Source organism: Fusibacter sp. A1 (genome assembly GCF_004125825.1).
In the GTDB taxonomy this organism is placed as follows: Bacteria; Bacillota; Clostridia; order Peptostreptococcales; family Acidaminobacteraceae; genus QQWI01.
Window position 1 is genome coordinate 99,092 of sequence record NZ_QQWI01000005.1, and the last position, 14,142, is coordinate 113,233.

A 14,142-nucleotide genomic window follows, 5' to 3' on the forward strand; every position below is an offset into this window, starting at 1 on the left:
TTTTATGGTATAGTGTTTTACTGAAAAGAATAAAAAAATGCTTTGATGAAGAGAGTAGATTAGGTTTAAGTTTTAGCGAGATGAGGATGGTGTGAGCTCATTACGGCACTTAATTGAAGCGCACTTCTGAGCTTTTGGTTGAACGGTTTAGGACTTAAGTTTTAAATTGTAGATCAAATGGTAACTCACCATTATTGAGTTTGAGTGGATGGATTTTTCATCAACGAGAGTGGTAACGCGGGTATTGACTCGTCTCTTATTTTAGAGACGAGTCTTTTATATTTTTGAGGAGAGTGAAAATATGTTATCTTTTAAACATGAAATTGCGAACAAATTGGCAACAGTCATTACGGATTTGACCGTGGAAGAATTGGTGGATACGCTCGAAATTCCAAAACATGACGACATGGGTGATTATGCTTTTCCGTGCTTCAAGCTTTCTAAGATCTTTAGAAAAGCGCCGCCGATGATCGCCACAGAACTTGCCGGTCAGCTCAATGACGAGTTGTTCGAGTCGGTGGCTCCTGCAGGCGGATACATCAACTTCAAGATCAGCCCTGCCATTTATGCGAAGGTCGTCCTTGAAGCGGTTGAAAATCAGGGAGAAAACTACGGTCACAGTACCATGGGTGAAGGAAAGAAAGTCATCGTCGAATATTCGTCGATCAATATCGCAAAACCTTTCCATATGGGACATATCAGAAGTACGATGATCGGTCATTCACTTAACCGTATCTACAAGGCGCTAGGCTTTGACACGGTTTCGATCAACCATCTGGGCGACTACGGCACGCAGTTCGGTAAACTGATTGTCGCATACAAGCTATGGGGCGACAAAGATGCGATCGAGGCTGATCCGATACCGGAACTGCTGAAAATCTATATCAGATTCCATGATGAAGCGGAGTCAAAACCTGAAATGGATGACGAAGCCCGTGCGTGGTTTACAAAACTTGAAAACAAAGATGAGGAAGCGGTCGCTTTATGGACATGGTTCAGAGAAGTGTCTTTAAAAGAGTTTATGAGAGTGTACAAGATGCTTGGCGTCGAGTTTGACTCTTTAGCAGGCGAATCCTTCTATTCGGACAAGATGGATGAAGTGCTTGATATCCTTAGAAGCAACAAGGTGCTTAAAAAATCAGACGGCGCAGAAATCGTAGATCTTGAACCCTACGGTATGCCACCAGCCCTGATCACTAAAAAGGACGGCTCAACGCTCTACATGACTAGAGACCTTGCAGCTGCCATCTACAGAAAAAGAACTTATGATTTTTACAAGAATATCTATGTGGTAGCCTACCAACAGGACCTTCACTTTAAACAGTGGTTCAAGGTGCTTGAATTGATGAAGCAGGACTATGCAAAGGATTGTATCCACGTCAACTTCGGTATGGTCTCACTAGAAGAAGGAACGCTGTCAACCAGAAAAGGCAGAGTGGTCTTCCTTGAGGATGTGCTTAAAAAGGCGACTCAAATGGCACTAGAAGTCATCGACGAGAAGAACCCGACCCTAGATAACAAGGAAGAGGTCGCTAAAGAGATCGGTATAGGCGCTGTTGTCTTCCAGGAGCTGTTTAACAACCGTATCAAGGACTATACCTTCTCTTGGTCTAAAGCGATGGCATTTGAAGGCGAGACGGGACCATATGTTCAGTATGCCCATGCAAGAGCGAACACGCTTATTGAAAAAGCCGGTACAGTCGATGCGTCTAAGCCTGTCGATTACAGCCTGCTGTCTGATGAAGCATCGAACGCGCTGATTCGTTCACTTTATCAGTTCCCACAAAGCGTTATCGATGCGATGGAAGCCAACGAGCCGTCAAGAGTGACTAGATATGTGGTAGGTCTTGCACAGGATTTCAACAAGTTCTATCAAGTCAACCATATCAACGTAGAAGATGAGGCGCTAAAACTTGCCAGACTATCCCTAGTAAAGGCGACAAAGCAGACAATCAAAAACGCCCTTTACCTTATCGGTATCAGCGCGCCAGAAAAGATGTAATGAAAGATAAGATTAAAAGTTCGAGCAGGTGCTCGAGCTTTTTTTTATTCCTAGTGCAAACGGTTGCACTATCGGTTATAATAGTACTAGATTAAACCACAAGGGGGAAACGATGAAACGATATTTAACATGGATTTTAGTTATTGCAATGCTTGTAAGCTTTATACCTGCTCAACCTGTCTTTGCTGACGGGGATGAAACGCTCACCATCCACTACCTGCGACCCGAAGCCGATTACGAGGGCTGGACAGTATGGTTATGGGCGGAAGGTGGAGAAGGAAAAGCCTACGAATTTGAAGGCGCCGACGAAGACGGAGCCTATTTTACTACTGAAATCGATACGGATGCGCAAAAATACGGCTACATCATTCGATTCGGCGAATGGGAAAAGAAAGACGTCGATGCCGATCAGTTCATCGATGTGACAAAAGAGACCAACATCTACATAACAAGCGGCGTTAAGGGATATACTGCATCTGAAACCACGACTGGCGATATCGTCGTGGGATCAGAACAGACACTAGTGCGCGTCCACTACCACAGATACGACAAGGCCTATGACGGGTGGAACCTTTGGATGTGGCCGGAAGGCGGAGAAGGTGCCGCTTATCCCTTTACAGGCAGTGACGATTTTGGCGTCTATGCGGATGTGACCATCCCGGGCACCAAGGATCTTAGTCAGATCGGAATCATCGTTCGATTCGGCGAATGGGAAGCAAAGGATATCGAAGAAGACCGTTACTTGAAGATAGCCAAGACTAACGAAGAGGGAATTCTAGAAGCCTTCCTGGTGCAGGCTGACGAGAAAATCTATTATGACCTAAGCAAAATCGACACGACCCCTAAGGTGATGAAGGCTCAGTGGACGGACTTCAACCTTCTTGAGCTGGAGACGTCGATCCTACTGCCTGAGGATGTCAGCACGCTAAAGCCTCAAGTGACGGACCATTTTGGAAACAACTTGGATATACTATCGGCGCTAAGGTCTGCTGACCAGAAATTGCTGCTTGAGGTCGGTTCGCCAATCGATATGGGTAGCGCCTATACCGTGCTCCTAAACGAGTATCAGGTAAGTGACACGAATACGACATCGCTGTTCGACACAGACGCCTTTAACGAGCAGTTCGAGTACGACGGAGCGCTAGGAGCGCTTTATGACAGTGAGCAGACAGAATTCGTACTTTGGGCTCCTACGGCTCAACAAGTACGCTTAAATCTTTACCAGTCAGGTCACAACGACGATCTGATCGAATCCATTCCTCTTGAAAAGGGGTTGAAGGGAACATGGCTTGCTGCGGTGCCCGGTGACATGCACGGCATCTACTATACGTATTCTGTAACAGTCGGCACAAGCACAAACGAAGCGGTGGACCCTTACGCGCAGGCGGTAGGCGTCAACGGCGACAGGGGTATGGTGATCGACCAAAAACGTGCGGAACCGGAGAACTGGCAGGATGACAAGCGTCCTGCGATAGTGTCAAAAGACGATGCCATCGTTTATGAGGCGCACATCAGGGATTTGTCTTCCAGTGACAGCTCCGACATCAAGCAAAAGGGAAAGTTTGTAGGACTGACTGAAACAGGAACGGCAACGAAATTTGGTGACGCCACAGGCCTTGACCATTTGGTCGATCTTGGAATCACCCACCTTCAGCTGTTACCTATCTTTGACTACAACAGCCTGGACGAGACAAAAGGCTTTGATGCGGGCTTTAACTGGGGTTATGACCCGAAGAACTACAATGCTCCGGAAGGAACCTATGCCACAAACGCCTATGACGGTGTGGTAAGGGTGAAAGAGTTAAAAAGCATGGTACAGGCGCTTCACAATAAGGATATCAGAATCATTATGGATGTGGTCTACAACCATACCGCGCTCAGCACCGGATCGAACTTTGAAAAGATCGTGCCCGGCTATTATTATAGAAGCGTCGCAGGCACATTCTCAAACGGTTCGGGTTGCGGCAATGAAACCGCATCGGAACGTGCGATGATGAGAAAGTTCATCATCGATTCCACAGCCTACTGGACAAACACCTACCATCTGGACGGATTCAGGTTCGACCTGATGGGGCTTCACGATATAGAGACCATGAATCTAGTGGCTGACAATCTAATGAATATTGACGATTCCATTCTTGTCTACGGAGAAGGCTGGACTGGCGGAAGCACACCGCTTTTAGAATCTATGAGGCTTGTAAAGGTCAATGCCGAATCAGCACCTAAGATCGGTGTGTTCAACGACGATGTCAGAGACGGTATAAAGGGTCATGTGTTTACAGATACTGAACCCGGCTTTGTCAACGGCGGGAAAGGTTTTGAAGAAAGCGTTAAATTCGGTGTGGTCGGTGCCATCCAGCACGATCAGATCAACAACATGGCCGTAATGTATGCAAAGGTGCCTTATGCCAGCTCACCGCTGCAATCCGTCAACTACGTGTCGGCACATGACAACTTGACACTTAGGGACAAACTGGCGGCTACCCTTCCTGATGCGACAGAGGACGAGTTAAAGTCCATGCAGATGCTCGCCAATGGAATCGTCCTAACCTCGCAGGGATTACCGTTTTTACACGCTGGCGTGGATTTCATGCGTACAAAAGATGGTGATGCCAACTCCTACAAATCACCAGATGCAGTCAACCAGCTAAACTGGAACGACAAAGACAAGTACAAGGACGTGTATGAGTTCTATAAGTCGATGATTGCCTTTAGAAAAGAACACCCCGCATTCAGCCTTGGCGATGCGGATCTAGTAAGAGAACACGTCGTCTTTTACGGTACTGAAGCTTTACCGCTTGAAGAGAAAAACGTAGTCGCTTTTCTGATCACAGATCACGCGGGTGGAGACGTGGCTGGCACGATCTTTGTCGCGTATAACGCGAATAGGACGCCTGTATCCATAGACTTACCTGCAGGTAAATGGTCGATGGATGTCTACGGAAGCGATATCGACAAAAAACCGATGAACGAATCCTTTAACGCGATCGATGTTCCTGCCATCGGCATGGTCGTACTGACATCACAAGAGGTGTTAAAGCCTCAGATAATTCAGGAGGATGAAACAGAAGAGTTACCATCAGATGGTGAGCCGATTCCAGAAGAAGAGGATAATACGGCGATCTACATCAACGTCGGACTACTTATGATCGCTGCTGTAGCAGGCGTTTGGTGGGTAAGAAAGAATAAGAAGAATTAGGAAATAATTAGACATAATTAAGACCTCAGGAGTGATTCTGAGGTCTTTTTACGCGTTTTGTCAAGAGAGGAATTATATTAAGTTTATCTTAAATAGAGTTGGAAGCATGGATTTTTAGTAAAATAGTATTGATGGCAAGGCATTCTATGAGCCACTAATAGGGAGCAGCATGAAGAAAAAACTACTGATGATAACACCAGAAAATAAGGAAATCAACGCTTTTAGAAAAAGGCAGTTCAATAATTTTGTTCAACTCACAATGCCCTATCTAGCTGCATATGTCGATGAAGACCAATATGAGATCACATTGGTGGATGAATACAATCAAAAAATTCCATATGAGAAGACGTTTGACCTGATAGCCATAACTGTAAATACACCCAATGCCATACACTGTTATGAAATGGCTAGGCGACTGATGGGGAATGGAAGCAAAATAGTGCTTGGTGGACCGCATGCCACATTGCTGCCGTTTGAAGCTCAGCAGTACTGCGATTTCATCTTAATTGGTGAAGGAGAAGAAATCTGGCCTAGGTTTTTAAACGATTTTTATCATGACAGGGCAAAAGAATCTTATGAATGCACTGAGACCCCTTCGCTGAGCAAGATTCCGGATGCAAGAAGGGACCTGATCACAGGACGCTATCTGACAAAAGGTGCGGTCTTCGCTTCAAGGGGCTGTACACACCACTGTGCGTACTGCAATCTTAAGCAGATCTACTGCAAGGAATACAGAACGCGGCCGATTGATGAAGTCATTAAAGAAATTGAACACATCAAAAGCAAGTATTTTGTTTTTTGGGACGACGACTTCTGGGGTGACACCGACCATGCAAAAAAGCTGATGGTCGAACTTATAAAGCTTAATAAGAAGTGGGCGGCACAAGTCACGCTAGATACCTGCATTGATGATTCACTATTAAAACTCGCCAAGGAATCCGGATGTATGTACTTGTTTTTAGGGATAGAATCATTTTCTACCCAAGGACTAACTAGTGTGAACAAGACCTTTAACCGAGTCGAAGATTACGAAGCAATTATTAAAAAAATCCACAATGCGGGCATTGCGATACAGGCTGGCATCATCTTCGGCTTTGACACGGATGACAAGGACGTTTTTAAAAGAACGCTTGAAGCATGCGAGAACCTAGGCATCGATGGAGCCACAGTCAGCATATTGACACCCTTTCCACGGACTCCGCTTCATAAGAAATTATTGGACGAGGGCAGACTAAAAGACGTAGACTGGAGCCACTACAATGCCAAAACCAGAGTGACTTATCTACCAAAAAATATGACTGAAGAGGAACTACTGGAAGGTTTCATGTGGTTTAGGAAAAAATTCTACTCCTTTGGGTCAATCATAAAGCGGCTTAAAGTGTCAAAAACCAATATAATTCATAATCTGATTATCAATATTGGATATAAGATTTCTAGGTGAGTTCAATTATCATTGGAGATTCATACTAAGCGATAGACCATGTATTAGTATTGGAATGTCACCGCTGTGTTTAGGAGTCTGATTTGAAGGGTAGAGGTTGTTTACAAGATGTTCATGTATAATCCATAGATTGATTTAGTGTGGCCTCACAGTTCATAGAAAGAGCAAAAATAACCATGGGGGTGATAGGGTGGAAAGGTTATTATTCAAGTTTAAACGTTTCTTTTTCAGTAAGAGAAAGCTGGTTCTATTCTACTTTATGGCTTTTTTAATTCCTATAGCTATTATCTTGATTGCATTCAATCGTTTGGAGGTTTATCCTTTTGGAGATAAGTCGCTTCTTTCCTTTGATTTTTGGGCACAGTATTTCCCAATGATGTCTCAGAAACACTTCAATAAACTGAACTTTATATCAAATGCTCATACTTGGAATGGTGCGATGGGGAATAATATATATGCCCAAAACGTCTATTACACTGCAAGTCCTTTAAATGCACTTCTTTTACTTGTTCAACGTGATTATTTGATTCAGGCCGTTGATTATATCATTCTTCTTAGGTATGGTTTGGCTTCTGTCACTTTTTTATTCTTTCTCAATGACAAGTACAAAAAAGTCAATGCTGCAATGGTAGCTGTAGCTATTACATATGCCTTATCATCCTATGCCTTGGCCTACATTCATCAACCGATGTGGCAAGATTCATATGTATTATTACCCTTGTTAGTAGTAGGATTGACAAGACTTGTACGTGAGAACAAGGTCTTGTTTTATATTGGGACATTAACACTAACCATTTATACGAACTTCTATATCGCTTTCAGTGTTTCAATATTTATAGCATTATACTTTGTGGTTCTCATGGTTATCAATTTGGAACAATTCGACCTGAACGAAGTGAAAGCAAAAGTAAAGATTTTTGGTGTTTCATCATTAATTTCAGGTGGATTGAATGCTTTTATGATTCTTCCAGTAGTGATAGCGGTGAATCAAACGATTCAGGGAACAGGTGGATTCCCAAAACCTATGCGGTTTTATGACTCTGCAGTAGATTACTTAAGTCATCTACTGCCTTATACTGAACTGACGAATCAAAGTGGGATTCCCAATATTTATAGTGGTACTTTAATTTTGATTTGCATACCTATTTATTTTACTTTAAGGAATATTAAGTTGAAGGAAAGGGTTGCACACGCAGCCTTGCTTTTAGTTTTGTATCTTTCTCTCAACTTAAATGTGCTCGACTATGTGTGGCACGGATTCCATATCCCAGATAATTTTGTTGGGAGATGGTCTTTTGTTTTTTCCTTTTTAGTTCTAATACTAGCGTATGAAGTAATTGAGCATATGTCATACATCGAAACAAGGGTACTGATCATTATCTACATAAATAGCATAATTGTACTGAGCATATTCCATGAAATACGTGAGAGTTTAAAAATACAAGCTAAATCTGTCTTGATGACGGCAGTGATAATTACTCTTTTTGTGATCCTATTCCTGTCTAGCAGGTTCTTCATATTCAACAACAAAAAAAAGAGTGTGCAACTACTTATCGCTCTACTCATTATTACGAATCAAACGCGTATAACTCCTGATCTATTGGAAAGAGATGGACATACTAGTGGTATTGAATTATATAATCGGAATAATGAGTCAATGAGCATTATAAGAAACTTATATGATGATGAAGAAGAATTCTATCGAATGGAGATGGCTGATATGTGGACATTTAACCCCTCTCAGTTATATCAATACAAAGGGATTACCATGTATACTTCCATGATGCGCGGGGATGCTTACGAGTTTTTCAAGAAATATGGTAATGGAAATTATGGCTATAATAAAAGTAGTATATTTTATGAACCCTACTCACCTGTGTTTAATTCTTTGATGGGAATTAAGTATATAACGAAAAGAGATGGCGTTTTTGATGCGCCTTACTTTGAAAAGATTTATCATATTGGAACAACAACTGTCTATAAGAACAATAGGGTTCTTCCGGTAGCGTTTATGATGCATAAATCAAAATTTAATCTCCAGACCTCAGAGCTCTACCATCTTGAAAATCAAAATAAATTGATTAGATATTTGGCAGATATCGAAGAAGATGTTTTTGAGAGAATTGAGTTTGATACGACTGAGGTTGTAAATGCAGAAGTTGACACTGAGTTAGCTTGGGAATCCAATTACTATACAAGGGTGGATCAAAGTCAACCAATCGTGTTTAATTATGTCTATTCACCAAGGGACGGGGAATATTTATATCTTGATGATAATTTTAGAGCGGGCAAGATAACCGTTACCATAGGTGAGGAAGTTCACACAGAGGATATTTCATTTAATCAGTATATCTACCTTGGTGAACAAGATGAAGGAGTACCTGTAAATATATCAATAGAGGTAGATAATATTAATCTTGGCCTATACGGGATTCATCTATACAAATACAACCTAGAGGCCTTAGAAGGGGCGTTTAATAAGTTAATGGAAACTCCTGCTCAGAACATTCATTATGACGAATCAAGTTTGAACTTTACAATAGATGCAAGAAAATCAGGAATACTTTATACATCGGTACCAGCGGATGAGGGGTGGAGAGTTAAGATAGATGGTGAAGTTGTAAAGCCAATAATAATTGACAATTACTTGATCGGTTTAATAATGCCTGCGGGTAAACATACTGTAGAAATGTCATATTGGGTACCAGGATTATTGGAAGGTGGTATAATATCTTTGTTATCAATGATTGGGTTTCTCTTTTTCATGAGGCATTTGCTTTCGCACAAAGCCAATGAAGGGGTGGAACTTGTCGTATCACTTGAAGAACTTGATAATTGAGAGCGTGTAAACGTAGGGAATATAATCGCTGTTTGGTTTTGGACCATATTTTTTGACATATTCACAAGATGCAACAATTAGTTTGAGTAAGAAAGTTACTCAAACTTTTTTGGTTCTTTAGCAGAACTGCGAGAAACTTGTAATGTGCCTTCGTATCCTCTTTTGGTGAAACTATACTGAAGATATTCTGCTGCATGCTGATAGTTATCTAAAGTGGGTATTTAAAACAGGAATGGGTAATAACTAAGTATAATCGGATGGGTTTTTAACGCAGTTTTGTGTTAAACCAGTAGTGATACGGCAGTCCAGCTGAAATTGGAGGTCAACATGAAAACTAAACTGATCATTGCATTTGTTGCATTAGCGGCAATAGGAGGGGGCATATTCTACTTTTTAACCACAGGCAACATCGGAGAGAAGTACAATACGGTTGAAGTGAAACGCACTGAAGTCGAGAAATACGTTCAGGATACGGGAAGGATCAGTTCTGAAAACATCAGAAGGTATTTCGGAAGTGGTCTTATGCGTGTCGAGGAAATGACTTTGACGCTTGGAGCTTCTGTTAAAAAGGGCGAGTTGCTCGTCAAGTATGAGGATTCTCTTGATCTTGAGATGCAAAAGGTTGAAAAGCAGATGGAAGCCTTGAGTGCCGCCTACGATGAGGCTGTGTCTGGTACGGCTTCAGAGAGTGTCAGCAGTGCCAGTGTGGAAGTGGCTAGAATTAAAAACTTGATTGAAACAGCGACAAAGACGAAGCAGAGAACTGAAGCCCTTTACAATAGCGGTGTGGCATCTCTTGCGGAGCTTGAGCAGGTCGTGAATAATGTGGAACAGCTTCAGAGCAGCCTGAAAATCGCGCAAAACACCTATAATCAGCTTGCAAAAGGTGTTTCGAAAAATATTAGGGAACGATACGAGGCGGAACTTGAGGTGCTTCATTTAACGCTTGAATCTCTCCAAAACAGGAGAGAGGATTATGTCATTTATGCCGATGTCGACGGAATTGTCACAGAACTGAATACCTTCGTAGGGGATATTCCTGCTCCTGGCATCATGATCATTGAGATTCAGGACCCTACTGAAAAGGTCGTTCTGGTTGACTTTATGGTGGAGGACGCAATCAATATCAGACCTGATGCCAAGGCGGTGGTTAAGGACCTTAACCTTGGCCTCGACATTGGTGACCTAAAAGTTGACTTTGTTTATCCAAAGGCTTTTGTAACCTTGTCGGAGCTTGGTGTTAGAGAGAACCGGCAGACTGTTGAGATCGATCTGCCTGAATCCGCTGCGAACCTTGCCTTTGGACTTGAGGTAGAGACGCTTGTGATCACCGAAGAGACTAGAGTTCTACTTATGGTACCTGTAGGTGCGGTCTTTACAGAAAGTTCAAAGCAGTACGTGAATGTGCTTGAAGACGGTGACCTTGTGGAAAGAGAAATCAAAACCGGTATTGAAGTGGACGGCAACATCGAGGTGATCGTTGGGCTGGAAGAAGGAGAACTGGTCTTGCAGAATTATCAAGAAGATTAGGTTTGAGTAGAATAGATGGATGAAAGGATGAGTAAGATGATAAAAGTCAAAAATCTGTACCATTCATATAGTAATGATGATAATTTTGCAGTGGATGATGTGAACTTTGAAATAAAAAAAGGTGAGATATTTGGATTTTTAGGTCCGTCGGGCGCTGGAAAATCGACGACCCAGAACATTCTTGTCGGACTTTTGGAACTTCAAAAAGGCGAGGTCGAGGTCGCAGGATATGATGTTAAGCACATCAAGAACAAGATGTTCAACAAAATCGGCATGTCCTTCGAGCAGTCCAATGTCTATAACAAGATGTCGGGCCTTGAAAATCTTGAGTTCTACAGAAAACTATTCGATGTGGAGACAAAAGACCCCATGGAACTGATTAAACTTGTGGGACTTGATGGAAAGGAAAACATCAAGGCAGGAAAGTATTCAAAAGGAATGAAGCACAGGCTGACCTTCGCAAGGTCCATGATCAACAATCCTGAGATGTGGTTCCTCGACGAGCCGACAACAGGACTTGACCCTGCGATCGCATCTCAAATAAAGGATATCATCAAGAAGGAGAACGAAAAAGGTGTAACGATATTTCTTACGACCCATAACATGTACATCGCCGACGAACTCTGCGACAGGGTAGCGTTTATTGTCGATGGGAAGATCAGATTGGTTGATTCGCCAAAAGCGCTGAAACTGAAATACGGTGAAAAGCTGGTGGAAGTCGAGTATTTCAAAGATGGACAACTCCTTAAGGATACCTTTTCCACTGTAGTTAAAGAGGAAAAGGAAAGGCTCGCTGAAGTGGTCCTTAACTGCGAGATTCAAACGATGCATACTAAGGAAGCCACTCTAGAGGAAATATTCATCAAGGTTACAGGAAGGGGTCTGGTGTAAATGAAACTCTGGTACAGTTTTGCAAAAGAGCTGAGCCTATCTTCAAAAAGCTGGTACTTCTATATCGAACTGGGGATGGCCGTCGTCATACTCTTGATTCTCATTTTTGTAGTCCCGGAGGAATTTGACGCCAAGGGCAAGGAATATTTCTACCTTGATTTGCCTCAGGTCGTCACAGATAGATTTACCAAAGATCTGCTTGATGAGGATCTTGACGAGACGGTAGAACAGGTTGAAGTTGAAGCAGACAAGCAGATGTTTTCGGCATCGCTTTACGAAACCGAAGAATCGAAGATCTACCTGCTGGATAGCATGGAAGCCTTGGATGCCTTTTCAAATGCCGAAAGGGTGATAGGGATTCACGTTCATGTAAATGAGGAAAATCAGATCGTTTTCACCTACTACCTGCAGGGATATGAAACGCAAAAGCTTCAAAATCTACTTCTCGTTTACCATAATAGGCTGGCCGGACATGATGTTATAGAGGAGTATTCCGACAACATTGCAGTCAGACGTCTTTATCAGGATATAGAGCCACTGTCTGATAGACAGAACATGATTCCCGTATTCTTGACTTTCAATGGAAGTCTGATGAGTCTGTTCATTATTGCAGCTTATATCTTCCTTGACAAGAATGAGGGAATCATTAAGGCATACGCGATAACCGCATCTTCTGTGTGGCATTACCTGCTGAGTAAGATCGGTGTTATCATCGTGACAAGTATCGTGACGAGCCTGATCATCACCGTACCGCTCATGGGGCTTCAGCCCAACTACCTTATGATGCTTTTGTTTATCCTATGTTCCGGTATTTTTGCCGCCTCGCTTGGATTGTTTCTTACAAGTTTTTATAAGGATATCGTCGAAGCCTTTGGAGCCATGTACATTGTCATCATGATTATGATCATGCCCAATATCTCTTACTTTACTCCAAGCTGGGATCCTGACTGGGTCAAAATCATCCCGAGCTATGTCATGCTGCAAAGTTTTAAGGAACTTATTTCTGTGGGTGGAAATATGACCTATGTCGCAGTCGCATCCTTGGGTTTTGCGGTATTGGGTCTTGATATTTTCATTCTTGCAACATATAGATTTAAAAGAACAATGGCCCTGTGAAGGAGTGTTATGAAATGATTAAAAAAATATTCTTAATATTTCAGAGGGATTTAAAGACAAGTGTAAGAAATTTCATTACCTTGTACATCATTGTCGTTCCAGTGATTTTCGCTATAATGATCAATGTCTTCTCGCCTGGTATCAATGACACGACGGTTGAGATTTTGTTGCTCGAAGGAGAGAATCCCCAGCAAAGCGAATACCTCATGCAGTTTGCTAAGGTTGAATTACTGGAAACCCTTGATGATATCGAGGACAGGGTTAGAAAAAGAGACAACATCATAGCTGTTCTTCCTGATCAAAAGGGTGAGTATTTCATTTTGACACAGGGCAACGAGCCCGACTTTGTTGTAGATTATGTGAGGAGTCTGACAGCTTTTGACCACTATGACATTGGAATAAAGGATTCGATGGCTGAGATTGTCGATTATGGTAGGGAAATTCCACCCCTGAAGAAGGTGATGGTCAATACGGCGATGATCTTCACCTCGATTCTCGGGGGTATGATCATTGCGCTCAACATCGTTGAAGAAAAAACGGATAATACCATAAGTGCGATTCACTTGACACCCATATCCAAAATAGGGTATATCGCAGGTAAGAGTATTATCGGTATGTTTGTTCCGATCCTGGGCTCCATGCTGCTGTTGTGGATCACGGGATTCAAGGGGATCAATTACTTTCATGTGCTGATCATGGTGGCGACCTCTTGCATCATGAGCATACTCATAGGCTTTATCGAAGGCATTAACAATGACGATGTCATGAACGCCGCAGGTAATATGAAAATGCTATTCTTACCGCTGTTTGGTGCAATTGCGGGTGAGGAGCTCTTAGCAGACAAGTGGCAGGTTCTATTTTACTGGATACCCTTTTACTGGACTTACAAAGGCAATGACCTTGTACTATTGAACAAGGGTTCATGGCTTGATATCATCAAATATGCAGGTATCGTACTCGGAATAAGTGCTGTGGTATTTGTCGTGCTGGCACCGAAAATAAGAAAAGGTTTGGAATAGTGAACAACCTGATACCTGAATCCAATGACTGGATTCAGGTTTTTTATTATGTCTTGTCTCACATGATACTTTCGGTCAATATAAGATGGCATCAACCTTAATTTA

General features: G+C 42.4%; 8 protein-coding genes and 1 other annotated feature. All 8 genes read left to right on the forward strand.

Annotated features, from left to right (window positions below):
* Positions 1 to 33 precede the first annotated feature (33 nt).
* Positions 34 to 260: a binding site (T-box leader), on the forward strand.
* A gap of 41 nt (positions 261 to 301) precedes the next feature.
* The gene (argS, locus tag DWB64_RS08055; protein WP_129487708.1) at positions 302 to 2,002 is read left to right on the forward strand and encodes an arginine--tRNA ligase; all 1,701 of its coding nucleotides are present in this window, start codon (positions 302 to 304) and stop codon (positions 2,000 to 2,002) included.
* Positions 2,003 to 2,114: 112 nt separating this feature from the next.
* Positions 2,115 to 5,201, forward strand: coding sequence for a type I pullulanase (gene pulA / locus DWB64_RS08060; protein ID WP_129487709.1), 3,087 nt, complete (start codon positions 2,115 to 2,117; stop codon positions 5,199 to 5,201).
* A 169-nt stretch (positions 5,202 to 5,370) separates the two neighbouring features.
* The gene (locus tag DWB64_RS08065) at positions 5,371 to 6,642 is read left to right on the forward strand and encodes a B12-binding domain-containing radical SAM protein (protein WP_129487710.1); all 1,272 of its coding nucleotides are present in this window, start codon (positions 5,371 to 5,373) and stop codon (positions 6,640 to 6,642) included.
* Between the two features lie 190 nt (positions 6,643 to 6,832).
* Positions 6,833 to 9,481: a YfhO family protein gene (locus DWB64_RS08070; RefSeq protein WP_129487711.1), complete on the forward strand. Its 2,649-nt coding sequence runs from the start codon at positions 6,833 to 6,835 to the stop codon at positions 9,479 to 9,481.
* A 327-nt stretch (positions 9,482 to 9,808) separates the two neighbouring features.
* Positions 9,809 to 11,011 (forward strand): efflux RND transporter periplasmic adaptor subunit, encoded by a 1,203-nt coding sequence (locus tag DWB64_RS08075; RefSeq protein ID WP_129487712.1) that lies wholly within the window; start codon positions 9,809 to 9,811, stop codon positions 11,009 to 11,011.
* Between the two features lie 36 nt (positions 11,012 to 11,047).
* Entirely contained in the window at positions 11,048 to 11,902 is an 855-nt protein-coding gene (locus DWB64_RS08080; protein ID WP_129487713.1) for an ABC transporter ATP-binding protein, read from the forward strand.
* Positions 11,903 to 13,018, forward strand: coding sequence for an ABC transporter permease (locus DWB64_RS08085; RefSeq protein ID WP_129487714.1), 1,116 nt, complete (start codon positions 11,903 to 11,905; stop codon positions 13,016 to 13,018). It abuts the gene before it with no gap.
* A gap of 14 nt (positions 13,019 to 13,032) precedes the next feature.
* Positions 13,033 to 14,037, forward strand: coding sequence for an ABC transporter permease (locus DWB64_RS08090; RefSeq protein ID WP_129487715.1), 1,005 nt, complete (start codon positions 13,033 to 13,035; stop codon positions 14,035 to 14,037).
* The last annotated feature ends 105 nt before the right edge of the window (positions 14,038 to 14,142 follow it).